Source organism: Erwinia sp. TECH1 (genome assembly GCF_054057575.1).
In genome coordinates, this window is sequence record NZ_JBSRZK010000001.1 from 998,570 (window position 1) to 1,024,510 (window position 25,941).

19 protein-coding genes are annotated in these 25,941 nt (G+C 57.9%); 9 read left to right on the forward strand and 10 right to left on the reverse strand.

Annotated elements, in window-relative coordinates; translation table 11 throughout:
* Positions 1–12 precede the first annotated feature (12 nt).
* Positions 13–3,240: a carbamoyl-phosphate synthase large subunit gene (carB, locus tag ACVWZ0_RS04615; RefSeq protein WP_253455323.1), complete on the forward strand. Its 3,228-nt coding sequence runs from the start codon at positions 13–15 to the stop codon at positions 3,238–3,240.
* Between the two features lie 170 nt (positions 3,241–3,410).
* The gene (locus ACVWZ0_RS04620; protein ID WP_253455322.1) at positions 3,411–4,163 is read left to right on the forward strand and encodes an acid phosphatase; all 753 of its coding nucleotides are present in this window, start codon (positions 3,411–3,413) and stop codon (positions 4,161–4,163) included.
* 143 nt (positions 4,164–4,306) lie between these two features.
* Here the strand turns inward: ACVWZ0_RS04620 and ACVWZ0_RS04625 are convergent, their stop codons facing one another.
* A complete protein-coding gene (locus ACVWZ0_RS04625; protein WP_253455321.1) occupies positions 4,307–4,921 on the reverse strand; it encodes a LysE family transporter in 615 nt (204 codons plus the stop codon).
* A gap of 185 nt (positions 4,922–5,106) precedes the next feature.
* On the opposite strand from ACVWZ0_RS04625, the gene folA reads away from it, so the two are divergent.
* Both folA and ACVWZ0_RS04635 read left to right on the forward strand, forming a co-directional pair.
* Positions 5,107–5,589: a type 3 dihydrofolate reductase gene (gene folA, locus ACVWZ0_RS04630; protein WP_253455320.1), complete on the forward strand. Its 483-nt coding sequence runs from the start codon at positions 5,107–5,109 to the stop codon at positions 5,587–5,589.
* A gap of 97 nt (positions 5,590–5,686) precedes the next feature.
* The gene (locus ACVWZ0_RS04635; protein WP_253455319.1) at positions 5,687–7,576 is read left to right on the forward strand and encodes a PhoX family protein; all 1,890 of its coding nucleotides are present in this window, start codon (positions 5,687–5,689) and stop codon (positions 7,574–7,576) included.
* Positions 7,577–7,680: 104 nt separating this feature from the next.
* On the opposite strand, the gene apaH is transcribed toward ACVWZ0_RS04635, so the two are convergent.
* Genes apaH through lptD form a run of 6 tightly spaced genes read right to left on the reverse strand, consistent with a single transcriptional unit; the run spans position 7,681 to position 14,516 of the window.
* Positions 7,681–8,541 carry a bis(5'-nucleosyl)-tetraphosphatase (symmetrical) ApaH gene (gene apaH / locus ACVWZ0_RS04640; RefSeq protein ID WP_253455318.1) on the reverse strand — a complete coding sequence of 287 codons (861 nt, stop codon included), beginning with the start codon at positions 8,539–8,541 and terminating at the stop codon, positions 7,681–7,683.
* A 49-nt stretch (positions 8,542–8,590) separates the two neighbouring features.
* Positions 8,591–8,965, reverse strand: a complete 375-nt coding sequence (gene apaG, locus ACVWZ0_RS04645) for a Co2+/Mg2+ efflux protein ApaG (protein ID WP_125288956.1) — start codon at positions 8,963–8,965, stop codon at positions 8,591–8,593.
* Positions 8,966–8,967: 2 nt separating this feature from the next.
* A complete protein-coding gene (gene rsmA, locus ACVWZ0_RS04650; protein WP_253455317.1) occupies positions 8,968–9,795 on the reverse strand; it encodes a 16S rRNA (adenine(1518)-N(6)/adenine(1519)-N(6))-dimethyltransferase RsmA in 828 nt (275 codons plus the stop codon).
* A complete protein-coding gene (gene pdxA, locus ACVWZ0_RS04655; protein WP_253455316.1) occupies positions 9,788–10,780 on the reverse strand; it encodes a 4-hydroxythreonine-4-phosphate dehydrogenase PdxA in 993 nt (330 codons plus the stop codon). The genes rsmA and pdxA overlap by 8 nt, the downstream gene beginning before the upstream one ends.
* Positions 10,770–12,065 carry a peptidylprolyl isomerase SurA gene (surA, locus tag ACVWZ0_RS04660; protein WP_253455315.1) on the reverse strand — a complete coding sequence of 432 codons (1,296 nt, stop codon included), beginning with the start codon at positions 12,063–12,065 and terminating at the stop codon, positions 10,770–10,772. Before surA ends, pdxA begins: the two co-directional genes overlap by 11 nt.
* A gap of 54 nt (positions 12,066–12,119) precedes the next feature.
* Entirely contained in the window at positions 12,120–14,516 is a 2,397-nt protein-coding gene (gene lptD, locus ACVWZ0_RS04665; protein ID WP_253455314.1) for an LPS assembly protein LptD, read from the reverse strand.
* Between the two features lie 147 nt (positions 14,517–14,663).
* On the opposite strand from lptD, the gene djlA reads away from it, so the two are divergent.
* The 5 genes from djlA (at position 14,664) to ACVWZ0_RS04690 (ending at position 19,779) form a co-directional block, all read left to right on the forward strand.
* The gene (gene djlA / locus ACVWZ0_RS04670) at positions 14,664–15,485 is read left to right on the forward strand and encodes a co-chaperone DjlA (RefSeq protein WP_253455313.1); all 822 of its coding nucleotides are present in this window, start codon (positions 14,664–14,666) and stop codon (positions 15,483–15,485) included.
* A 305-nt stretch (positions 15,486–15,790) separates the two neighbouring features.
* Positions 15,791–16,153, forward strand: a complete 363-nt coding sequence (locus ACVWZ0_RS04675; RefSeq protein WP_253455312.1) for a DMT family transporter — start codon at positions 15,791–15,793, stop codon at positions 16,151–16,153.
* A 2-nt stretch (positions 16,154–16,155) separates the two neighbouring features.
* Positions 16,156–16,482 carry a DMT family transporter gene (locus tag ACVWZ0_RS04680; protein ID WP_253455311.1) on the forward strand — a complete coding sequence of 109 codons (327 nt, stop codon included), beginning with the start codon at positions 16,156–16,158 and terminating at the stop codon, positions 16,480–16,482.
* Entirely contained in the window at positions 16,482–18,869 is a 2,388-nt protein-coding gene (gene cutC / locus ACVWZ0_RS04685) for a choline trimethylamine-lyase (protein ID WP_301289607.1), read from the forward strand. Before ACVWZ0_RS04680 ends, cutC begins: the two co-directional genes overlap by 1 nt.
* Positions 18,832–19,779: a glycyl-radical enzyme activating protein gene (locus ACVWZ0_RS04690; protein WP_253455310.1), complete on the forward strand. Its 948-nt coding sequence runs from the start codon at positions 18,832–18,834 to the stop codon at positions 19,777–19,779. The genes cutC and ACVWZ0_RS04690 overlap by 38 nt, the downstream gene beginning before the upstream one ends.
* 29 nt (positions 19,780–19,808) lie before the next feature.
* Here ACVWZ0_RS04690 and rluA read toward each other — a convergent pair whose 3' ends face one another.
* The 3 genes from rluA to polB form a co-directional block, all read right to left on the reverse strand.
* Positions 19,809–20,459 (reverse strand): bifunctional tRNA pseudouridine(32) synthase/23S rRNA pseudouridine(746) synthase RluA, encoded by a 651-nt coding sequence (gene rluA, locus ACVWZ0_RS04695; RefSeq protein ID WP_253455309.1) that lies wholly within the window; start codon positions 20,457–20,459, stop codon positions 19,809–19,811.
* A 41-nt stretch (positions 20,460–20,500) separates the two neighbouring features.
* Positions 20,501–23,407, reverse strand: a complete 2,907-nt coding sequence (gene rapA, locus ACVWZ0_RS04700; RefSeq protein WP_253455308.1) for an RNA polymerase-associated protein RapA — start codon at positions 23,405–23,407, stop codon at positions 20,501–20,503.
* A gap of 132 nt (positions 23,408–23,539) precedes the next feature.
* Positions 23,540–25,900, reverse strand: coding sequence for a DNA polymerase II (gene polB / locus ACVWZ0_RS04705; protein WP_253455307.1), 2,361 nt, complete (start codon positions 25,898–25,900; stop codon positions 23,540–23,542).
* Positions 25,901–25,941 lie beyond the last annotated feature (41 nt).

A 25,941-nucleotide genomic window follows, 5' to 3' on the forward strand; every position in this document is an offset into this window, starting at 1 on the left:
AGGAGCGAAAGCATGCCAAAACGTACCGACATAAAAAGTATCCTGATCCTGGGCGCGGGTCCGATCGTTATCGGCCAGGCCTGTGAATTTGACTACTCTGGCGCGCAGGCCTGTAAAGCGCTGCGCGAAGAGGGCTACCGCGTTATCCTGGTGAACTCCAACCCGGCGACCATCATGACCGACCCGGAAATGGCCGATGCCACCTACATCGAACCGATTCACTGGGAAGTGGTGCGCAAAATTATTGAGAAAGAGCGTCCGGATGCCGTGCTGCCGACCATGGGCGGCCAGACCGCGCTGAACTGCGCGCTGGAGCTGGAGCGTCAGGGCGTGCTGGAAGAGTTCAACGTCACCATGATTGGCGCGACGGCGGATGCAATTGATAAAGCGGAAGACCGCCAGCGTTTCGATAAGGCGATGAAGAAAATCGGCCTTGAAACCGCACGTTCCGGTATCGCCCATAATATGGAAGAAGCGCTGAAAGTTGCTGAAGACGTTGGCTTCCCGTGCATTATCCGTCCCTCCTTTACCATGGGCGGCAGCGGCGGCGGTATCGCTTACAACCGCGAAGAATTTGAAGAGATTTGCGAGCGCGGCCTGGATCTGTCGCCAACCAACGAGCTGCTGATTGATGAATCGCTGATCGGCTGGAAAGAGTATGAAATGGAAGTGGTGCGTGACAAAAACGACAACTGCATCATTGTCTGCTCCATTGAAAACTTTGACGCGATGGGCATCCATACCGGTGACTCCATCACCGTAGCGCCTGCGCAGACGCTGACCGACAAAGAGTACCAGATCATGCGTAACGCCTCGATGGCGGTACTGCGTGAAATCGGCGTGGAAACCGGCGGCTCCAACGTGCAGTTCTCGGTGAACCCGGAAAACGGTCGTCTGATCATTATCGAAATGAACCCGCGCGTTTCCCGCTCTTCGGCGCTGGCTTCCAAAGCGACCGGCTTCCCGATTGCGAAAATCGCTGCCAAGCTGGCCGTCGGCTATACGCTGGACGAGCTGATGAACGATATCACCGGCGGCCGCACGCCAGCCTCGTTTGAGCCTTCCATCGACTATGTCGTCACCAAAATCCCTCGCTTCAACTTTGAAAAGTTTGCGGGCACCAATGACCGTCTGACCACGCAGATGAAGTCCGTGGGCGAAGTGATGGCGATTGGCCGCACCTTGCAGGAATCAATGCAGAAAGCGCTGCGCGGCCTGGAAGTAGGCGCGCACGGTTTCGACCCGAAAGTTGACCTGAACGATGCGGAAGCGCTGACCACCATTCGCCGCGAGCTGAAAGATGCCGGCTGCGACCGTATCTGGTACGTGGCCGATGCGTTCCGCGCGGGCATGTCCGTGGACGGCGTCTTCAATCTGACCAATATCGACCGCTGGTTCCTGGTGCAGATCGAAGAGCTGGTGCGGCTGGAAGAGCAGGTTGCCCGCGAAGGCATCAACGGCCTGACCGCCGATTTCCTGCGTACCCTGAAGCGTAAAGGCTTTGCCGACGCGCGCCTGGCCGTGCTGGCTGGCGTGGCGGAATCAGAAGTGCGCAAGCTGCGTCAGCAGTACAACCTGCACCCGGTTTACAAGCGCGTGGATACCTGTGCGGCGGAGTTCTCTACCGATACCGCCTATATGTACTCCACCTATGAAGAAGAGTGCGAAGCCAATCCCAACCAGGATCGCGACAAGATCATGGTGCTGGGCGGCGGGCCAAACCGTATCGGTCAGGGCATTGAGTTTGACTACTGCTGCGTGCACGCCGCGCTGGCGCTGCGTGAAGACGGCTATGAAACCATTATGGTTAACTGCAACCCGGAAACCGTCTCTACCGATTACGATACCTCTGACCGCCTCTACTTTGAGCCGGTCACGCTGGAAGACGTGCTGGAAATCGTGCGCATCGAAAAGCCAAAAGGCGTGATCGTGCAGTACGGCGGCCAGACGCCGCTGAAGCTGGCGCGCGCGCTGGAAGCCGCAGGCGTGCCGGTTATCGGCACCAGCCCGGATGCGATTGACCGTGCCGAAGACCGCGAGCGTTTTCAACAGGCGGTGGACCGCCTGGGCCTGAAGCAGCCGGCCAACGCAACGGTCACGGCGCTGGAGCAGGCGGTGGAAAAAGCAGTGGCTATCGGCTATCCGCTGGTGGTGCGTCCTTCTTACGTGCTGGGCGGCCGGGCAATGGAAATCGTCTATGACGAAATTGACCTGAAGCGCTATTTCCAGACGGCGGTTTCCGTTTCCAACGATGCACCGGTGCTGCTGGATCGCTTCCTGGACGACGCGGTTGAAGTGGACGTTGACGCCATCTGCGACGGCGAGCGCGTGCTGATAGGCGGCATCATGGAACATATCGAGCAGGCTGGCGTGCACTCCGGCGACTCGGCCTGTTCACTGCCGGCCTATACGCTGAGCAAAGAGATCCAGAACGTAATGCGTCAGCAGGTCGAAAAACTGGCCTTTGAGCTTTGCGTGCGCGGGCTGATGAACGTGCAGTTCGCGGTAAAAGATAACGAAGTCTATCTGATTGAGGTTAACCCTCGCGCCGCGCGTACCGTGCCGTTTGTCTCTAAAGCGACCGGCGTGCCGCTGGCGAAAGTCGCCGCGCGCGTGATGGCGGGCAAAACGCTGGCAGAGCAGGGCGTAACGGAAGAGGTGATCCCGCCTTATTATTCGGTGAAGGAAGTGGTACTGCCGTTTAATAAATTCCAGGGTGTCGATCCTATCCTTGGCCCGGAAATGCGCTCCACCGGCGAAGTCATGGGCGTTGGCCGCACCTTTGCCGAAGCTTTCTCTAAAGCGATGCTGGGCGCGCAAAGCAATATGAAGAAAAGCGGCCGCGCGCTGCTCTCCGTTCGCGAAGGCGACAAAAAGCGTATTGTGGATCTGGCCGCTAAGCTGCAAAAGCTGGGCTTTGAGCTGGACGCCACCCACGGCACGGCGGTAGTGCTGGGCGAAGCGGGCATCAATCCGCGTCTGGTTAACAAGGTGCACGAAGGCCGCCCGCATATTCAGGATCGCCTGAAGAACGGGGAATATGCCTACATTGTTAACACCACGGCCGGACGCCAGGCGATTGAGGATTCCAAACTGATCCGCCGCAGCGCGTTGCAGTATAAGGTGCACTATGACACCACGCTGAACGGCGGTTTCGCGACGGCTATGTCGCTGAATGCCGATCCGACTGAGCAGGTGATCTCCGTGCAGGAAATGCACGCGCAGATCAAACAGGCTTAAAGCGTTTTCTCTGCCCATCCCCGCTACGGCGGGGATTTTTTTATCTCCGCCGCGTTCCCGCCCCAATAACCCGTTTTGTGACGCCTTTAAAATTGATGCGCCAAAAAATGCTATAGGCTTGTCCCGTTGCCGAACCGTCGGCGCTTTTACTCAACATCAGGGATGAAACAATGAAAAAACGCTTAATAGCTCTGGCCTGCATGGCCTTTTTTTCGCAGGCCTTTGCGGCGAAAGACGTTACCACGCAACCTGACTTTTATTTCCTGCAGGAGGCGCAATCCCCCGACAGCCTGACGCTGTTGCCGCCGCCGCCCGCGACGGACAGCATCGAATTTCTTAACGACAAAGCGCAGTACGAGCTGGGCAAAAGCCTGCGCGATACGCCCCGGGGCAAGCAGGCGTGGCAAGATGCGCATGTCGCAGGCGATGGCGTGGCCGCGGCTTTTTACGGCGCGTTTGGACGAGAAATCAGCAAGAGTAAAACGCCGGAGCTTTATCGGCTGGTGATGAAAATGCGTGAGGATGCCGGCGATTTGGCCACCCGCAGCGCCAAAATTCGCTATATGCGCATTCGTCCTTTTGCTTTTTATCAGGAACCGACCTGCCGCACCGATCAGCAGCAGGAGCTGTCTACCAACGGCGCTTATCCTTCCGGGCATACAACAATTGGCTGGGCTACGGCGCTGGTGCTGACCGAAATAAATCCCGCCAGACAGAATGAAATCCTCAAGCGCGGCTATGAAATGGGCCAGAGCCGGGTGATTTGCGGCTATCACTGGCAGAGCGATGTTAACGCCGCCCGCATCGTCGGCGGGGCTGTCGTGGCTCGTCTGCATGCCGATGAAAGCTTTATGCGACAGTTACAAAAAGCGAAGGACGAGTTTAAACGTCAGACGACGCTGGCCGGAAACCTCGACAGATAACCCACCGCAGAATAACCCTGTGGTTTTACCCCGTCCGCGCGTGGGAAGTAGGTATTGCTGCTGCCGTATAGTCGCTAAAGCCGCAAAGTAAAAAGGCCCGGTTGCCAACAATGCCAACCGGGCCTTCGCTTATCCCCCGCTAATCAGGAGAGCGCGACTTTGATACCGAAAGCGATCAGCACGGTGCCCAGCAGCCTGTCGATCAGCTTCTGCGCGCGGGCCAGGCCACGGCGTACGGGCGGGCTTTGGATCAGCACCACCAGCGTCGGCCACCAGATGGAAGAGAGCGTGATAATAATGCCTGCATACCAAATCTTCTCGCCCAGGCTGGAATGCACGTTCAGCACCTGCGTAAACATCGACAGGAAAAACAGCGTGGCCTTAGGATTCAGCAGATTGCAAAGGTAGCCCTGCATAAAGGCTTTCTTTAACGAGGTGCTTTCCGCCGCGACGTTGCTGAGGTCCATCTTGCTGCCGCCGCGTGAAAGCAGCGCCTGGATGCCGACGTAGATCAGATAAGCCGCCCCGGCATACTTCAGCAGCATAAACAGCCACGGCGTGGTGGTGATCACCACCGCCAGCCCGGCGACGCAATAGGTCATATGCGTTGCCACGGCGCAGTTAACGCCAAGCGCCGTCATCAGCGCGGCGCGGCGTGGATAGCGCGCGGCATTTTTGATAATCAGAAAAAAATCGGGGCCGGGCGAAAGCATGCCCAGCGTCGCAATAGTGACGATAAGTAAACTGGTTTCTAACATGGTGTTCTCAGAATTCAGCAGAAGAGAGAAACCCCAAAGGGTTTGCCGTGGCTATTTTAGCCTGAAGCGCTAATAAATAACACGGCGCCGCTAAACCTTTACTTAATTCGCCAGGTTTTGCTATCGACGAAACTTTCGCCTTTCCGTATGATGGCGCCAATTTTACACCTTGTGAGTATTCTCAGATGATAAGCCTGATTGCAGCCATGGCGACCGACCGCGTTATCGGGATGGAAAATGCCATGCCGTGGCATCTGCCAGCCGATTTGGCCTGGTTTAAAAAGCACACCCTGAACAAACCGGTCATTATGGGACGCCGCACCTTTGAGTCGATCGGCCGTCCGCTGCCGGACAGGCTGAATATTGTGATCAGCAGCCAGCAGGGCGATGCGGAAGGCGTGCGCTGGGTCACTTCCATTGAGGAAGCGCTGAAAGCGGCGGGCGACGTGGCAGAGATCATGGTGATTGGCGGCGGGCGCGTCTATGAACAGCTGCTGCCGCGCGCGGATCGCCTGTATCTGACGCATATTGATGCGGAAGTCGAAGGCGACACGATTTTCCCGGACTATGAGCCGGATGAGTGGCAGTCGACCTTTAGCGAATTTCACGACGCTGACGAGAAAAACACGCACAGCTACTGCTTTGAAATTCTGGACCGTCGACAGTAAGTAACTTTACATTCCTTTCGAACATTTTGTAACCTAAGTGTAACAAAATATCTCTAGCATTGCTTCATTTTACAAACCGTAAAGGAAGCAATGCGCTATGAATAATCAATCGCCGTTACCGAACGAAGCCGTCACGCCCAATCCTGGTCGTCGTAAATTCCTTGCAGGAACCGGGGCATTGAGTCTGGCAGGCTTTATTGGCGGCGGTCTCTCTGTTCCCTCTCTGGCGCTGGCGAAGCCCGTGTCGGGCGGCAGTCAATTGCTGGGCTTTGACGGTATTCCGGCTTCCACAGCGGATGAAATTGCCATTGCCGACGGTTATCAGGCTGATGTGCTGATTTCATGGGGCGATCCGCTGGTCGATGGCGCCCCGGCGTTTGACGCGGAAGGAAAAAACAGCGCAGCCGATCAGGAAAAACAGTTTGGCGATAACAATGATGGCATGAGCTTTTTTGCCATGGAGGGAAGCCGGGATCGCGGCTTAATTGCGGTTAACAATGAATATGTTAATGAGCAATATCTCTATGCTCACGGCGACAGCAAGGCGCACGATGCTGAAGATGTAAAAAAATCGCAGGCGGGGCACGGCGTATCGGTGATGGAAGTCCGTCGTGGCCAGGGAAACCGCTGGGAAGTTGTCCGTCCTTCACGCTATAACCGCCGCATCACTGCCAATACGCCAATGCGTTTTTCCGGCCCTGCCGCTGGCGATGCGGCGCTGCGTACCGCAGCCGATCCGCAAGGAATGAACGTGCTCGGCACCTTTGGCAACTGCGCTAACGGCAAAACGCCCTGGGGTACTTATCTCACCTGTGAAGAAAATTTCGATACCTATTTCGGCACTAAAAAGGCGAATTTCAGCCTGACGGCGGCGCAAAAGCGCTACACGCTGAGCCCCGCCGATCCCGAGCGCAACTGGTCCGATTTCGATCCGCGTTTTGATGTGGCGAAAAACCCTAACGAATTTAATCGCCACGGCTGGATTGTCGAGATCGATCCCTTCGCCCCCGATTCCGTGCCGGTCAAGCGCACCGCGCTGGGCCGATTTAAGCATGAAAACGCGGCCGTTACGGTAGCGAAAAGCGGCGAGCTGGTGGTGTATATGGGGGATGATGAACGCGGCGAGTATATCTACAAATATGTTTCCAAAGGCAAGGTCGATCGCGCTAATCCGGCGGCAAATAGCAGGCTGTTGGATGAGGGAACGCTCTATGTTGCCATCTTTGACGGCGACAGAAACGGTACGCCGCTGAAGGGAACCGGGCACTGGGTGGCGCTGGTTCAGGGGCAGCACGGCCTGACCGCCGACAACGGTTTCCGCACCCAGGCAGATATTTTGATTAACACGCGCGGCGCGGCGGATGTGGTGAAGGCCACACGTATGGATCGCCCTGAGTGGATTGCCGTTAATCCCCATGATGGCCGCGCCTACTGCACCCTGACCAATAACAGCAAGCGAGGCGATGAGGGAATGCCGATCAACGCGGCTAATCCTCGGCCGGATAACATTTATGGGCAGATTATTCGCTGGGATGAGAAAGGGGACGCTACGGCCCAGGCGTTTGACTGGGATATTTTTGTGCTGTGCGGTAATCCAATTGCGCATCCGCAGGGCATATATCGCGGTACGCCGAACATCACCGAGCAGAACACCTTTAATAGCCCTGATGGTCTGGGCTTTGATGAAGGCGGACGCCTGTGGATCCTGACGGATGGTAAATACAGTAATAAAGGCGACTATGAAGGGCAGGGGAACAATCAGATGCTGGTGGGCGATCCGCAGAGCGGAGAAATTCGTCGCTTTATGGTGGGGCCCAAATCCTGTGAGCTGACCGGGATCACTTTTACACCGGACTACAAAACGATGTTTGTGAATGTGCAACATCCGGGAGAAGAGAAAGACTCGCACTTTCCTGACAATAGCCTGCGTCCCCGCTCTTCCGTGATAATGATTACGCGCAAGGATGGCGGCGTATTGGGTGCCTGAAAGCGGACGGATACGTTTATCGGCTGAGTAAAGCCACGCCTTTAAGGGCGTGGCGCTCACTCTTTATCGGATAGCAAAAAGCCTGTCGCGAAAGCAATTGACGCTTATGAGTCAGCAGACGGCGCCGCTATAGCGTTCTCATGTTCGTTTGACAACCGTTTTGACGGCTGAGTAAACCAGGTTTTATCTTCCCAGCGCAGCATCGTCAGCGTGCCGCCCCAGCAGCAGCCGGTATCCAGCGCCAGGATATTTTCCGGCGTGCCTTTTCCTTCCAGCGAAGCCCAGTGACCAAACGCAATGGTGTAGTCGCGCGACACCGGCCCCGGAATAGCAAACCACGGCTTTAACGGCGCGGGCGCCGAATCGGGCGTATCTTTGCAGATCATATCCAGCTGGCCGTTAGGAAAGCAGAAGCGCATCCGGGTTAGCGCATTGGTGCTGAAGCGCAGACGAGCCAGCCCGGTCAGCTCCGGCGTCCAGTTGTTGGGCATATCGCCATACATCGCATCCAGAAACAGCGGATAGGTATCGCTGGAGAGCACCGCCTCGACCTCGCGGGCGCAGCTTTGTGCCGTAGCCAAATCCCACTGCGGCGTGATGCCCGCGTGCGCCATCACCAGCTTCTTCTCTTCATCGACCTGGATCAGCGGCTGGCGGCGCAGCCAGTTAATCAGATCGTCGGCGTCTTCCGCTTCCAGCAGCGGCGTCAGCCTGTCCTTTGGCTTGTTGCGGCTGATACCTGCAAACACGGCCAGTAAATGCAGATCGTGATTGCCCAGCACCACTTTTACCGCATCGCCCAATGAACGAACGTAGCGCAGGACTTCCAGCGAAGCGGGGCCGCGCGCGACCAGATCGCCCGTCAGCCACAGGCTGTCCCGGGCAGGATCGAAAGCCACCTGGTCCAGCAGTGACCGAAGCTCATCGTAGCAGCCGTGAATATCGCCAATCAGGTAAGTGCTCATCAACAATCCGAACCTCAGCGCCGGACCAGCGCCCGGCTCGCAATCAGAATTAGTGTATGTGGCTGGGGATGGCCAGCCGGAACACCGGGATCGCCACGCGGAAAGCTTCGCCTTCGCTGTCGATCATTTCATAGTGTCCCTGCATGGTGCCCATAGGGGTTTCCAGTACCGCGCCGCTGGTGTACTGGAATTCGCCAGCGGGTGCGATGTGCGGCTGTTCGCCGATAACGCCTTCGCCCTGAACTTCCGTTTCGCGGCCGTTGCCGTTGGTAATCAGCCAGTAGCGGCCCAGCAGTTGAACGGCGTGACGCCCCAAATTACGAATGGTAATGGTGTAGGCAAAAACGTAGCGGTTCTCTTCCGGCGCGGACTGCGACGCAATATAAGCGCTTTGTACATGCACACAAACTCGGGGCGTATCCATGTTTAACTCTCCTGCGGCGTCTGTTGAGGATGCGCAGACAGCCAGTTCGCCAGCTGGCAGTACTGGGCTACGGAGATGTTTTCCGCGCGCAGCGTCGGATCGATATTCATCTCCTGCAGCGCTTCCAGCGTAAACAGATGGCCAAGGCTGTTGCGCAACGTTTTACGGCGTTTGCCGAACGCTTCGGTGGTGATCCTGCTGAGGACTTTAAGATCCTGCACCGGATTCATAATCGTGGCGTGTGGAACCAGACGAACCACGGCGGAATCCACTTTCGGCGCAGGCGTAAAGGATTCCGGCGGCACTTCCAGCACCGGGATCACCTGGCAGTAATATTGCGCCATTACCGTCAGACGACCATAGGCTTTGCTGCCCGGCCCGGCAACCAGTCGGTTGACCACCTCTTTCTGCAACATAAAGTGCATGTCGCGGATCGCATCAGTATAGCTGAAAAGGTGGAACATCAACGGGGTAGAGATGTTATAGGGCAGGTTGCCGAAGACGCGCAGAGACTGGCCTTTTTCACGGGCGTAGGCCGCGAAATCAAAGGTCATGGCATCCTGCTGGAAAATCGTCAGCTTTGGCCCTAAAAACGGATGGGTCTGCAAACGAGCCGCCAGATCGCGGTCGAGTTCGATCACCGTCATCGCTTCCAGCCTGTCGCCAACCGGTTCGGTTAACGCGCCCAGACCGGGGCCGATTTCGACTACCGCCTCGCCGGGCTGAGGGTGGATGGCGGAAACGATGCTGTCAATAATATACTGATCGTTAAGGAAGTTCTGGCCAAAACGTTTGCGGGCGAAGTGGCCCTGATGGACGCGATTATTCATTACTGCTCTTAATCATGGTAATGGCGAGGTTAAGCGCCGTAATAAAGCTGCCCGCATCCGCGTTGCCCTGGCCGGCCAGCTCTAAAGCGGTGCCGTGGTCAACGGAGGTGCGGATAAAGGGCAGGCCGAGCGTGATATTCACCGCTCGCCCGAAGCCCTGGTATTTCAGTACCGGCAGGCCCTGGTCATGATACATCGCCAGAACCGCGTCGGCATGTTGAAGATATTTAGGCTGAAACAGCGTGTCCGCCGGCAGCGGGCCGGTCAGCTGGATGCCGCTGCGCCGCAGCTCGTCAAGCGCCGGAATGATAACGTCAATTTCTTCACGTCCCATATGGCCGCCTTCGCCCGCGTGCGGATTCAGGCCGCAGACAAAAATATGCGGCTGCGCCAGACCGAACTTGCTTTGCAGATCGGCATGCAGGATGTTGATCACTTCATGCAGGCTGTCGCGGGTAATGGCGGCGGAGACGTCTTTTAACGGCAGATGCGTGGTCGCCAGCGCGACCCGCAGCGCTTCCGTCGCCAGCATCATCACCACGCGGGCACAGCCTGCGCGCTCGGCGAAAAACTCGGTATGGCCGCTGAACGGGATACCGGCGTCGTTGATCACGCCCTTGTGTACCGGCCCGGTAACCAGCGCCGCAAATTCGCCGTTAAGGCAGCCGTCGCAGGCGCGGGCCAGCGTATCCAGCACGTAGTGGCCGTTGGCGACGCAAAGCTCGCCAGCTTTTACCGGCTGCGGCGCGCTAACGGGCAGCACGGTCAGGGTGCCGGCAGCCTGTGGCCGGGCAGCAACGCCCGGCTGATAGTCACGCAGCGTCAGAGGGAGGCCCAGCTTTGCCGCGCGCTCGCGCAGCAAAGCTGGATCGGCGACGACGACCAGTTCAACTGGCCAGTCGCGCTGGGCCAGTTGTAGTGTGACATCGGGACCAATCCCGGCGGGTTCGCCGGGAGTGATCGCCACGCGCATATTACTGAGCATTGGCATCCAGAATTTTCACATAGGCAGAGGCGCGCTGCTCCTGCATCCAGGTTTGCGCTTCTTCCGCAAATTTACGGTTAAACAGCAGGCGGTAAGCACGCTCTTTCTGCGCCGCGTCGGTTTTATCAACCTGGCGCGTATCCATCAGCTGGATCAGGTGCCAGCCGAAAGAGGAGTGCACCGGCGCGCTCATCTGGCCTTTTTTCAGTTTCAGCAGCGCGTCGCGGAAGGCGGGATCGTACACCTCTGGCGAGCTCCAGCCAAGATCGCCGCCCTGGTTGGCGGAGCCGGGATCCTGAGAAAGCTGTTTAGCGGCCTGCGCGAAGGTGGTTTTGCCGCTGTTGATTTCAGCCGCAACCTGCGTCAGCTTCTGGCGCGCCTGATCGTCCGTCATCACCGGCGACGGCTTGAGCAGAATATGACGAGCGTGCACTTCCGTTACGGAGATGCTCTGTTTGTCGCCGCGAACGTCGTTCACTTTCAGGATATGGAAGCCTACGCCGGAACGGATTGGGCCGATGATATCGCCTTTCTTCGCCGTAACCAGCGACTGCGCGAACAGCGAAGGCAGTTCCTGGATGCGGCCCCAGCCCATATTGCCGCCTTTCAGCGCCTGCGGATCGGCGGAGTAGGTGATCGCCAGCTTGCCGAAGTCCGCGCCGCCTTTAGCCTGGCTGACCAGCTGTTTCGCCAGATCTTCCTGCTCGTCCACCTGCTGCTGCGTCGGGTTTTCCGGCAGCGGCAGCAGAATGTGGCTGAGGTTCAGCTCGGTAGACGCGTTGTTCTGCGAGGAAACCTGCGTCGCCAGCGAATCCACTTCCTGCGGCAGAATAGTCACGCGACGACGTACTTCGTTGTTGCGGACTTCGGCAATGGTCATCTCTTTACGGATCTGCTCGCGATAGGTGGCGTAGTTCATACCGTCATAGGCCAGACGGCTACGCAGCTGATCCACGCTCATCTTGTTCTGAGCGGCGATATTGGCAATCGCCTGATCGAGCTGATCGTCCTGGATCTGGATCCCCGCCTGTTTCGCCATTTGCAGCAGAATATTGTCCATCACCAGGCGTTCGACAATCTGGTGACGCAGCGTTTTATCATCCGGCAGCTGCTGACCAGCCTGCTGTGCCTGACTTTTCACCGACCGCATCATGCCGTCGACATCGCTTTCTAACACAACGCCGTTATTGACCACGGCGGCTACTTTATCAACAACTTGCGGTGCTGCAAACGCGGTGCTGGCAGTGAGCGCAGCCCCCAGGATCAGCATTCTCCAGTTCTTCATACTTTTTCCATTTTTCTATCCGCACTGCGGGTTGGCATACTAATTATCACAACATCAGAAAGAGCGCTGATAAGGCAGGATGCCCTGTCGCAGCATTTGCCCGGTGCCCAGACCATAGGATGAGCTCAGGCCGCGCAGCTCAATGTTGAACGAGATTTTGTTGTCGTACGTGCTGCTGTCGTTTTCCCAATTGGTGATTTTACGTTCATAACCCAGACGAATAGCGTAGCAGCAAGAGCTGTACTGGACGCCCAGCAGCTGATCGGCAGGCTGTTTGGCCTTGGTATCGTAATACCAGGCACCGACCACCGACCAGGCATCGGCGATTGGCCAGCTGGCCGTGGCGCCTACCTGCGAAATCCCCTGCTGGTAGCCAGGGTTCTTAATCTGGCTCAGCGTCTGCTGAATATATTCGGGGCTGGTGTAGCGGTAGTTCAGCTGCACCAGACGATCGGCATCCCGACGATATTCCAGAACGGCGTTGCCCTGGGAAACGTTATCGATGCGGGTGTCGTACTGCACACCGCCGCGCGCGCCCCAGCGATCGCTAATCTTCCAGTAGGTGTCGCCAGCCCAGACCAGGCTGCCGCGATCGTCGCTGTCTGCGTTCTCCAGTCCGGTACGGGCCGGGGTAAACGAGTAGATTTGACCAATGGAAGCGTTAAAACGTTCAACCAAATCGTTATCAAATATTCGCGTAGTCACGCCGCTGGTCAGCTGATTAGCGGAAGCGATGCGATCCAGGCCGCTATAGGTGCGGTCGCGGAACAGGCCGGTATAGTCGCTTTGCAGCAGCGTTGAGTCGTAAGCGCGCACGGTGCTCTGATCGCGATAGGGAAGGTAAAGGTACTGCATACGCGGTTCCAGCGTCTGCGTGTAGCCTTCCGACCAGTCCATATCGCGGTCAAATACCATCTTGCCGTCGACCTTAAACTGCGGCATAACGCGGTTTACGCTGCTTTTCAGCTGGTTGACTTTGCTGGTATCAACGTTGTTGTTGTAATACTCGACGTCATCCTGCTGATAGTGCGTCGCCAGCAGTTTCGCTTCGGTATTAAGGCTGCCCCAGCCGTTGGAAAGCGGCAGGTTGATAGTCGGTTCCAGGTGCAAACGCGTCGCATCCGGGTAATTATCGTTAACGTTGGTAAACTTCACCGCCTGCGCATAGAGATGCGTATCGAACGGGCCGACGTTGTTCTGATAGTAGTTATAATCGAACTGCGGCTCGGCGCGGTAAACGTCGTTATTGGTCTGGGTGGAGAAGATCTGGAACTGCTTGGTCGACAGCGTCGCATCCCAGTTTTTCTCTGCGTAGCCTACGCTGAATTTCTGCGTAACGTAGCCGTCGGTCGAGTCGCCGTAGGTGGAATCCAGATCGGTAAAGTAGTAAAGATCGCTGACCTTGGTGTAATCAACGTTAAAACGCCAGTTTTGATCGTAAACGCCGGAGTGCCGCCAGAAGAAGAGCCAGCGGTTAGAATCTTTGTCGTCGGTCATCCCGCGCGTGGCGGCATCTTTATTGTACTGGTCGTCGCTCGGCAGATAATCAAACTCAACCAGGCCCGCGCCCGCCTTGGTCAGGTAGCGGAATTCGTTCTGCCACTGCAGGCCGCGCTTGCTCATATAGTGCGGCGTGATGGTGGCATCAGCCTGCGGCGCAATGTTCCAGTAGTAAGGCAGAATAAATTCAAAGCCGTTGGAGCTGCCGAATTTCGCGTTGGGGATCAAAAAGCCCGAACGGCGGCGGTCGCCAATCGGTAGCTGTAGATAAGGGCTGTACAGCACCGGCACCGCGCCGATCTTAAAGCGGGCGTTCCAGATTTCCGCGACCTGCTCTTCACGATCCTGGATCACCTGCGTACCTGCAACGCTCCAGCTGTTGTCGCCGGGCAGACAGGAGGTGAAGGTACCGTTTTCAAGGATGGTATAGCGGTTTTCACCGCGCTGCTTCATCTGATCGCCGGTACCCCGTCCCTGGCGGCCCACCATTTGATAGGTGCCGTTCCAGACGTTGGTGTCTTTGGTATTCAGATTCGACCAGGCTTTCGGCCCTTTCAGGATGACCTGATTGTCGTCGTATTGCACATTACCCAGCGCGTCAACGGTGCGTACCGGCGTCGTCTGGCCCGGCTGCTGTCGCTGATGCAGCTGCACCTCGTCGGAAAGCAGACGGCTGTTGCCCTGGCGAATATCGACGTTGCCGTTGAACACCGCGTCGTCAGGGTAGTTGCCTTTCGCTTGATCCGCGTTGATAGTAACCGGCAGTTCATTGGTATTTTTACCCTGAATCAGAGGCCGGTTATAGCTCGGTACACCCAGCATACACTGCGAGGCGAGGTCATCTGCCAGACCCTGCTGGCTGTAGAGCGCTGAGCCGATAAGCGTGGCCAGCAAAGTAGGTAGTCGTTTTTTCATACGCGGTATCGAAAATTCCGTGATAGCTGGCATCATGCCGACAAACGGTCAGAGACTAACGCACTCAACTGCGTTGCGCTAGTGTTATCCAGGCTGTTTGACCGCGTTGCCGTTAGGCTCAGAGATAAATGACGGGTATGATAATGCAATTTTTAGCCTTCAGCATGGCGAATTGAGGAGTATATGCGCTATTGGGGAAAAGTAATCGGGCTTGTGCTGGGTTTGTTAAGCGGCACCGGCTTTTGGGGACTGGCGATTGGCCTGCTCTTCGGGCATTTGGTTGATAAAGCGCGAGCGGTTCAGGGGCAGGGCTATTTTGCTAATCAGCAGACCCGTCAGGCGCTCTTTTTCAGCACCACCTTTCAGGTTATGGGCCATCTGACCAAGTCAAAAGGCCGCGTGACCGATGCGGACATCCAGATGGCGTCATTGTTGATGGATCGTATGCAGCTGCACGGCGAGGCGAGAACGGCCGCGCAGCAGGCTTTTCGCCAGGGGAAAGAGGGCAACTACCCGCTGCGCGACAAGCTGCGGGAGCTGCGCAGCGCCTGCTTTGGCCGCTTCGATCTAATTAGGATGTTTCTGGAAATCCAGATCCAGGCCGCGTTTGCCGACGGCTCGCTCCATCCTAACGAACGTCAGGTGCTGTATGTCATCGCGGAAGAGCTGGGGATTTCGCATGCGCAATTCGATCAGTTTTTACGGATGATGCAGGGCGGTCAGCAGTTCGGCGGCGGGGGCTATCAGCACGGTGCCGGTTCGCAAGGCTATGCGCAGGCGCAGCGCGGGCCAACGCTGGAAGATGCCTGTAGCGTGCTGGGCGTAAAAAGCAGCGACGATGCGGCGACCATCAAGCGCGCCTATCGCAAGCTGATGAGCGAACACCATCCCGATAAGCTGGTGGCCAAAGGGCTACCGCCGCAGATGATGGAGATGGCGAAGCAAAAAGCGCAGGAGATCCAGGCGGCTTACGATCTGATCAAGCGCGAAAAAGGGTTTAAATAATTTGTTAGCGGCCGACGAGCGTTTTCGTCGGCCTTTTTAATGCCAGCTTTATTATTAATATTCTTTTTAACATCACGCTGATTTTTTATTAACTCCTTGTCTTTTAATTCCCCTTTCTTGTTAATCTCGCCTGGCTGTAATCATGCCGCAGCCCGTCTGCGCGCTATATTGTTAATATAAATAATCAGAATGATATACAGACAGGTTCTGTCTGAGCGAACGGCAAATGTTTATGCTGGGTTTATCAGCGGGCCGCTATGATAGAGAAATAAAATCCTGACAATATTAAAATGGCTTAATGAGATATGAATAAAGATAAATATTTTCTTTTTCTCTGTGTTGCTATCGCGTCTGAAATAACGGCTACCACGATGCTGGCGCTGTCTAAAGGCATGTCCGTGCTGCTACCGGCATTTACGGCGCTGGCCGCTTATGGTTTCTCATATTATTTCTTATCGCTGTCCCTTAAAAAAATTCCGCTGGGCCTGGCCTATGCCCTGTGGGCCGGGCTGGGGATTGTCGCCACTTCGCTGATCAACCGCTTCCTGTTCCAGGTTTCCCTGAGCGGCGGCGCGATTGTCGGCCTGTTAATGATCATAGCCGGGGTGCTGGTGATTAATCTGCTGGCCAAAAGCGATCGCGGTAACGATACCGTGGAGGAAAACTAATTATGCACAGTACGCTGATGGGATTGTTATGGCTTTTTATCGCCATCCTGCTGGAGGTGCTGGCAACCAGCCTGCTGCCTAAAACCGATAATTTTAAACGCTGGGGACTGACCCTGGGTGTCATGGCAATTTACGGCACCTGTTTTTACGCATTATCAAAAGCGATTGTTGTGCTTTCCGTTGGCCTTTCTTATGCCCTGTGGGCCGGGCTGGGCGTGGTTATTATCAGTCTGGTTGGCGTGATTTTTTATCGAAATAAGATCGATAAGTATTCCGTTCTGGGAATCGGTCTTATCGGCATTGGCTGTATTACCATGGGGATATTTTAATGCAGGATATAAACACACGGCTTTTACCTCGTGCTGAGCGTCTGCGCGAGCGTTATTTACAGGCTAAGCCATTTATTTCGGCCGCGCGAGCCAGAGCGGTCACGGAAATTTACCGTCGCTATCCGGGGATGCCGGCTATTTTATTACGCGCGATGGCCTTTCGTCATGCCTGCCGCACGGCGCCGCTGGTGATTGCAGAAGATGAACTGATTGTCAGTCATCCGGCAGGCGCGGCGCGCGGTGGCGAAGTGTCGCCGGAAATCGCCTGGCGCTGGGTGGCGGACGAGCTAGATACCATGTCCACGCGCGCGCAGGATCCCTATGAAATCAGCGAAGAGGTAAAGCGCGAGCTGCGTGAAGAGATTTTCCCTTTCTGGCAGGGGCGGTCGCTGGATGAGGTGGCGGAAACCCGGCTGCGCCACGCGGGGCTGTGGGAATGGAGCACCGTTGAAGGAATTTGTGATTTAAGTATTAAAACGCAAAACGGCGGCGGCGACACCTGTCCGGGCTACGACATCATCCTGCTGAAAAAAGGCATGGGCGGCGTGCAGCGGGAAGCGCAGGCGGCGCTGGATAAGCTTTCGCCAACCTGCCCCGAGGATCAGGACAAGCGCTATTTCTATGAGGCGGTCGTGGAAACCTGTCAGGGCGTGGTGGATTACGCCAACCGCTACGCCGACTACGCCCAGGCGCTGGCTGAGCAGACGCCGGACGCGCAGCGCAAAGCGGAGCTGGAAAAGCTGGCCGCTATTTGCCGTCGCGTGCCGGAACAGCCGCCCGCCACCTTTTACGAAGCGCTACAGGCCATCTGGTTTGCGCAGTCGCTGTTTATTCTGGAAGAAAACCAGACCGGCATTTCGCTTGGCCGTGTCGATCAGTACCTGTGGCCGCTGCTGGAGGCCGATCTTGCCAGCGGCGAGCTGACGGAGGAACAGGCGGAAGAGCTGCTTTGCTGCTGGATGATCAAAATGTCCGAGTGCATGTGGATTTGCAGCGCCAGTTCCGCCATGTATTTCGCGGGCTACCAGCCCTTTGTCAATCTGGTGGTCGGCGGCCAGAAGCGCGAGGGCGGCGATGCCACCAATCCGCTTTCCATGCTGATTATGGACTGCTCGCGCAAGCTGAAAATTTATCAGCCAAGCCTGGCAGTGCGGATCCACAACCAGTCGCCGCAGCCTTTTATGCGCAAAATCGTCGAGGTGATCCGCGCCGGGATCGGTTTCCCTGCCTGTCACTTTGACGACGCGCATATCAAAATGATGCTGCGTAAAGGCTTCGATTACGACGATGCGCGCGACTACTGCCTGATGGGCTGCGTAGAGCCGCAACGTTCTGGCCGCATCTATCAGTGGACCTCGGTAGGCTATACCACCTTTACCTGCGCCATTGAGCTGGCGCTAAATAACGGCAGAAGCGCCAGCGGCAGCCAGATGGGGCCGCAGACCGGCGAGGCCGCCACGCTGAAAAGCTGGGAAGCCTTTGAGGAGGCAGTCAGGCAGCAGCTGTGCCACATTGTGAAGCAGGCCGCAGAAGCCACGCTGATGATGCAAAAGCTGCATAAAGAGCTGGCGCCCAAGCCGTTTATCTCCTGCCTGGTCGAAGGCTGTCTGGAGCAGGGCAAGGATGTGATGCACGGCGGCGCGGCAATTAACAACGGGCCAGGACTGATCTGGACGGGAATGGCGGACTACGCCAACGCCATGATGGTGATGCGCGAGCTGGTTTATCAGCAGCAGCAGGTGACGCCAGCGCAGATGGCGCAGGCGCTGCGTGATAATTTCTCCGGGCACGAAACGCTGCGCAACGCCTGCCTGAACGTCGCCAAATTTGGCAACGATATTGAAGAGGTCGATCTGATCGCGCGCGATCTGATCCGCTTTATCGAAAGCGAGCACCGCCGGTACTCGATGCTGTACGGGCCGTTCACCCACGGGACGCTCTCTATCTCTAACAATACGCCGTTCGGCCTGACCACCGGCGCGCTGCCCAGCGGACGACTGGCCGGTATGCCGCTCGCTGACGGCATCAGCCCTTCCCAGCAGACGGACTATGCAGGCCCGACGGCGATTATTAATTCCGTTGGCCGGATCAATGTCGAAGAGATGGAGATCGGCATGGTGCATAACTTTAAGCTGCTGCACGGCATTCTGGATACGGAAGAGGGCGAGCAGGGCATTATCACCCTGCTGCGCAGCGCCAGCCTGCTGGGCAACGCGCAGATGCAGTTTAGCTATGTGGACAACGAAACGCTGAAAAAAGCGCAGGAAAACCCCGGGCAGTATCGCAACCTGATGATCCGGGTTGCGGGCTACAGCGCCTTTTTCGTTGAACTCAGCCGCGAGGTTCAGGATGAAATCATCAGCCGTACCCAACTCCAGTCTTTCTGAGGCCGCCAGCGGGAGCGTATTCAATATTCAGCGCTTTTCTCTGCATGACGGCCCCGGCGTGCGCACCGTGGTGTTTCTGAAAGGGTGCCAGATGCGCTGCGCCTGGTGCGCCAACCCGGAAAGCCTGGCGCCGCAGCCGGAAGTCCTGTTCGATCGGCAACGCTGTGCAAAAGCGCCTTGCGAGCAGCACTGTCCGGGCCGATCGGCCGTTAAAATGGCGGCGGTCGGCTATGAAAGCTGGCCGGATGACCAGAAGTGCCCGGCGGCGGCGCTGCGCAAAGTGGGCAAAACGCTTAGCGTCGACGAAGTGATGCGCACGGTGGCGGCGGATGCGCTTTATTACCGTACTTCAGGCGGCGGGATGACGCTCAGCGGCGGTGAGGCCGCCATGCAGCCTGATTTTTCCCGTGCCTTACTGCGCCGCGCCAGGCAGGAGGGGATCCACACCGCCGTTGAAACCTCCGGCTTCGCCGCCTGGCCCGCGCTCTGGCAGGTCTGCGAAGCCAGCCAGCTGATCCTGTACGATGTTAAGCTGGCCGACGACGTCCTGCACCAGCGCTACACCGGCGTCAGCAACCGCAGCATCTGGCAGAACCTGACGCGCCTGCTGGCGCAGACGATCCCGCTGCGCATCCGCATTCCGGTCATACCTGAGGTGAACGACAGCAGGAAAGAGGCGGAGAAGATGATGCGCGCCATCGCCAGTATGACGCAGGGCAGCCGCTGCTTTCAGGGCATCGATCTGCTGCCTTATCACAATTTCGGCCTGCGCAAGTACGCGCTGACGGACAGGCGGTGTCTTTATGAGGAAATGCACCCCGATCGCGGCAAGCCGCGGGTGGCGGAGCTGGAGAAAATGGCCGTGCGGTATGGGTTAAGCACGACAACGCTGTCCCACTGCATCGGCTGAATAAGGCCTCTGGCGACAGAGGCCTTTGCTCAGAAGTCCGCCGGCTGACGGAAAGTCATCGGCGTCTGGTATTTGGGATGGGTGATGGTGAGCATCTCGGCGTGCAGCAGCAGGCGCGGCGCCATCGCTCTGGCCTCTTCATGCGCGTAAAAGTTATCGCCCAGAATCGGATGCCCCAGCGCCAGCATATGCACGCGAAGCTGATGAGAACGGCCGGTAATCGGCTTTAACCGCACGCGTGCGCTGTTATCCGCCGCATACTCCAGCACCTGATATTCGGTCTGCGCCGGTTTACCGGTTTCAAAGCAGACTTTCTGCTTTGGTCGCAGCGGCCAGTCGCAGATCAGCGGCAAATCGATAAGCCCTTCTTCCTGCGCGGGATGACCCCAGACGCGTGCCAGATAGGTTTTTTTCGGCTCGCGCTCGCGGAACTGGCGTTTCAGCTCCCGCTCGGACGCTTTGGTCAGTGCGACCAGGATAATACCGCTGGTTGCCATATCCAGGCGATGTACGGATTCCGCCAGCGGAAAATCGCGCTGAAGACGCGTCATCACGCTGTCTTTATGCTCGGGCAGCCGACCGGGCACCGACAGCAGACCGCTCGGTTTGTTGACCACGATAATATGCTCGTCCTGATAAAGAACGGCTAAGGGATCTTGCGGAGGATTATAGGGTTCCATCTTTTTGCCTGTGTGGGGCGACCGCAGCCGCCCCGTGCTAATTACTGATGCGTGACAACGATCAGGCGCAGTGCGTCAAGACGCCAGCCCGCGCTATCAAGCGCCGCCAGCACCTGCTCGCGATTGCTTTCCAGCGCGTCGATCTCATCCTGACGGATGTTAGGATTAACCGCGCTCAGCGCCTGCAAACGCGACAGCTCCGCGCTCAGGTTCTCGTTTGCTTCCGTGCGGGCAATCTCGATCAGCTTGCGCGCTTCTTCGGCAGCCTGGCCTTCCGCCAGCTTCAGGATCTCGTGCACATCCTGCTGTACGGCGTTAACCAGCTTGCTGCCGGTATGGCGATTGACCGCGTTCAGCTGACGGTTGAAGCTCTCGAACTCGACCTTACCCGCCAGGTTAGTACCCTTGCGATCAACCAGCATCCGCACCGGCGTCGGCGGCAGGAAGCGCGTCAGCTGAAGCTGTTTCGGCGCCTGCGCTTCCACCACGTAGATCAGCTCCACCAGCAGCGTGCCGACAGGCAGCGCCTTGTTTTTCAACAGCGAGAGCGCGCAGCTGCCGGTATCGCCGGACAGGATCAGATCCAGGCCGTTGCGAATGATCGGATGCTCCCAGGTGACGTACTGTGCGTCTTCGCGCGACAGCGCCTGATTGCGATCGAAAGTAATGGTGCAGCCATCTTCCGGCAGGCCAGGGAAGTCCGGCACCAGCATGTGATCGCCCGGCGTCAGCACGATCAGGTTGTCGCTGCGATCTTCCTGATTAATACCGACGATATCAAACAGGTTGAGCGCAAAGTTAACCAGCTCGATATGGTTATCCTGCTCGCTGATGGTTTCCGCCAGCGCCTGCGCTTTTTCACCGCCGTTGGAGTTCAGCTCCAGCAGGCGGTCGCGGCCCTGTTCCAGCTTGCTTTTCAGCGCGTTATGCTGCTCGCGGCAGTCGCTGATAAAGTCGTCCAGTCCCTCGCTGTTTTCCGGCGAGGCCAGATAGTTCACCAGCTGGTCGCTGACCGTATCGTAAATAGCGCGGCCGGTCGGGCAGGTATGCTCAAAGGCGTCCAGCCCCTCGTGATACCAGCGCACCAGCACCGACTGGGCGGTTTTTTCCAGATAAGGCACGTGGATCTGGATATCGTGCGCCTGACCGATACGGTCAAGACGGCCAATACGCTGCTCCAGCAGATCCGGGTTGGCAGGCAGATCGAACATCACCATCTGGCTGGCGAACTGGAAGTTACGGCCTTCGGAACCGATTTCCGAGCAGAGCAGCACCTGCGCGCCATCCTCTTCGGAGGCGAACCAGGCCGCCGCGCGGTCGCGTTCAATAATCGACAGCCCTTCATGGAACACGGCGGCGCGGATGCCTTCGCGCTCGCGCAGCACCTGCTCCAGCTGGAGCGCGGTGGTGGCTTTGGCGCAGATAACCAGCACTTTGCTGTCGCGATGGCTGGTCAAAAAGCCCATCAGCCATTCGACGCGCGGATCGAAGTTCCACCAGGTGCCGCTGTCGCCTTCAAATTCCTGATAAATCTGCTCCGGATAGAGCATGTCGCGCGCGCGCTCATCGGCCGCCTTACGCGCGCCCATGATGCCGGACACCTTGATCGCCGTCTGATACTGCGTCGGCAGCGGCAGGCGGATCTGATGCAGTTCGCGTTTCGGAAAGCCTTTGACGCCGTTACGGGTGTTGCGGAACAGCACGCGGCTGGTGCCGTGGCGATCCATCAACATGCTGATCAGCTCCTGACGCGCTTCCAGCTTGCCTTCGCGATCGCTGTTGGCGACCTGGAGCAGCGGCTCGATATCCTGCTCGCCCATCAGGTCGTTCAGCATATTCAGGGCGTCGTTATCAATCGCCTTATCGGCCAGCAGGCCGGAAACCGCATCGGCAATCGGCTGAAAATGCTGCTGTTCTTCAACAAAAGTGGCGAAGTCGTGGAAGCGATCCGGGTCCAGCAGGCGCAGACGGGCAAAGTGACTCTCCATGCCCAGCTGTTCCGGCGTCGCGGTCAGCAGCAGCACACCGGGGATCTGCTCGGCCAGCTGCTCAATTACCTGATATTCGCGGCTTGGCTGACCCTCTTCCCAGGCCAGGTGATGCGCCTCGTCGACGATCAGCAGATCCCACTCGGCTTCCGCCAGCATCTCCAGACGCTGCTTGTTGCGGCGCACAAAGTCGAGCGAGCAGATTACCAGCTGTTCGGTATCGAAAGCGTTGTCGCTGTCCAGGCGCGCCTGCGCGTAGCGATCGTCGTCAAACAGGGCAAAGCGCAGGTTAAAGCGGCGGAGCATTTCCACCAGCCACTGGTGCTGTAGCGTTTCCGGCACGACGATCAGCACGCGCTCGGCGCGACCGGCCAGCAGCTGCTGATGAATAATCATGCCCGCTTCGATGGTTTTGCCAAGGCCCACTTCATCAGCCAGCAGCACGCGCGGCGCGTGGCGACGGCCTACGTCGTGCGCGATATGCAGCTGGTGCGGGATCAGGCTGGTGCGCATGCCGCGCAGGCCGCTGACCGGCAGGCGATACTGTTCGCTCTGGTATTTACGCGCGCGAAAACGCAGCGCGAAGCGATCCATACGATCCAGCTGGCCGGCAAACAGGCGGTCCTGCGGCTTGCTGAACACCAGCTTGCTGTCGAGCATGACTTCACGCAGCATCACGCCGGACTCTTCGGTATCAAGCCGGGTGCCGATATAGCTGACCAGACCGTTTTCGGTCACGACTTCCGCCACCTCCAGCTGCCAGCCTTCGTGACTGGTAACGGTGTCGCCCGGGTTGAAGATCACACGAGTAATAGGCGAATCATTTTTAGCGTAAAGACGGTTCTCGCCGGTGGCGGGGAAAAGCAGTGTGACCATGCGCGCATCTACCGCAACAATAGTTCCTAATCCCAGTTCGCTTTCCGTATCGCTGATCCAGCGTTGACCAAGTGTAAAAGGCATAGATATTCGGCTCGATTCTCGTAGAGGTTATTTCAGGCAATAGCACGGCTGCCCGGCAATAAAGCCCGGCAGATTCATTTCGTTTTGCAGGAAGGGCGCTATGGTACTGGAAGGTGGCGCGTTCGTCACCTGTCAAAAAAGCCCCAACTGACCTGTTACCAGTGTAGCAAAGTCATCCTGCACGAAAGGCAAAATGCCTTCCGCAACGGGCTGCAGCTGGCGAGAAAGGTAGTGATCGTAGTCCAGCGGCGTCAGGCGAGCCTCCAGCGGCTCCGGCCCTGAGGTGGCGATAACGTAGCGGATCCGGCCGCCTTTTTGATACTGCAACGGGCGGCCCAGCTGGCGGTTCTGCTCATCGGCAAGGCGCGCGGCGCGCACGTGCGGCGGCACGTTGCGCTGATAATCTTCCAGCGGGCGGCGCAGCTTTTTGCTGTAGGTCAGCTGCTCGTCCAGTTCGCCATCCAGCAGCTGCCGCACGGTTTCGCGGATGTAATCCTGATAGGGCTGCCGTTTGAAAATCCGCAGATAAAGCGCCTGCTGAAAATTTTTCGCCAGCGGCGTCCAGTCGGTGCGCACCGTCTCCAGCCCTTTAAACACCATGCGCTCCTGGTCGCCTTCGCGGATCAAACCGGCGTAGCGTTTTTTGCTGCCCTGTTCCGCGCCGCGAATGGTCGGCATCAGAAAACGACTGAAGTGGGTTTCGTACTCCAGCTCCAGCGCGCTGGTCAGCCCCAGCGTTTCCTGCAGATGCTGCTGCCACCAGGCGTTGATTTTTTCCACCAGCCGACGGCCAATCGCGGCGGCCGACGCCTCGTCGTGCGGCGTTTTCAGCCAGACGAAGGTGGAGTCGGTATCGCCATAAATCACGTCATAGCCTTCCGCCTCTATCAGCTCCCGCGTCTGGCGCATGATTTCATGGCCGCGCAGCGTGATGGAGGAGGCCAGCCGCGGATCGAAAAAACGGCAGGCGCTGGTGCCCAGCACGCCGTACAGCGCGTTCATAATGATTTTCAGCGCCTGCGACAGCGGCTTGTTGCCGTGCTTTTTGGCCGTTTCGCGGCCCTGCCAGATCTGACCGACGATCTCCGGCAGGCAGTGCAGGGTGCGGGAGAAACGCGCGCCGCGAAAGCCGCTGACCGACTCGCTGTCGTCGGGATGCGCCATGCCTTCGGCCAGCCCGACCGGGTCAATCAGAAAGGTACGGATAATCGAGGGATAAAGGCTTTTGTAATCCAGCACCAGCACCGAGTCATAAAGGCCTGGCCGCGAGTCCATCACGTAGCCGCCCGGACTCGCCTCCGGCGCGACTTCGCCCATATTCGGCGCAACGTAGCCGGCGCGATGCATACGCGGCAGATATAGATGGCTGAACGAGGCGACCGAGCCGCCATGCCGATCCGCAGGCAGGCCGTTGACGGTGGCGCGCTCCAGCAGAAAAGGCATGATCTCGGTACGCTGGAAAATGCGCGTGACCAGCTCGCAGTCTTTCAGGTTGTAGTGCGCCAGCGCCGGTTTGTCTTCCGCAAAGCGCTGGTCGATCTCCTGCATCCTGTCCCACGGATTATTAATGGCTTTGCCTTCGCCCAGCAGCTCGCGCGAGACCGATTCCAGGCTAAAGGAGGGGAAATCCCAGAAGGCGGATTTCAGCGCCTCGATGCCGTCGATAATCAGCCGCCCGGTCGCCTGCGCAAAGTAGATCCCCGGCTTGAAGCCGTGCTCGCGCCACTCCAGCGCTTCGCTGTTGCGGCCCAGCCGCAGCGGGATGCCATAGCGGTCGGCATGTTTTTGCAGCATCCTGAGATCAAACTGCACCACGTTCCAGCCGATCAGCACGTCCGGATCGTGTTCGGCAAACCAGGCGTTGAGTTTTTCCAGCAGCGCAGGACGGCTGGCGACATATTCCAGCCTGAAGTCCAGGCGGCTGGCGTCGCCGTTTTCCGGCCCTAACATATAAACCACGCGCTGGCCGCAGCCTTCCAGCCCGATGCAGTAAAGCTCGCCGTGGCGCGTGGTTTCAATGTCCAGCGACACCCACTTCAGCGGCGGGCGATAGTCCGGGTTAGGTTTAAGCCGCGACTGCGTCAGGCTGCCGCCGACCTGCTGGCCGCTGAACCACACCGGCGCGGTGATAAAACGCTCCATCAGGAAACGATCGGGCGGGCGGATATCCGCTTCATAAACCATCACGCCGTTTTCGCGCAGCAGCTTCTCCAGCTTTTGCAGCTGCCGATACTGTTTGCAGTAAAGCCCGGCGACCGGACGCTGGCGGAAGTCCTTCAGCGTCAGCGGCGTCAGCCTGATATCTTTTTCGGCACGCAGCAGGGTTTCCGCCTGCGCCAGCTGCTGCTGCGGAATAAAGGCGACCGACTCCTGCGGCGGCAGCACGATCCGCTGCGGGCCGTCGTCCGTGGCCAGCCACAGCACGATCTCCGTGCCGCTGGGCGTATCCCGCCAGTGTCGGGTCAGCAGAAAGCCTGCGCGCGCGTCGTTCACCTGAACCTCCTGAGCGGCTGGGAATGGAATACGGGGCTGTT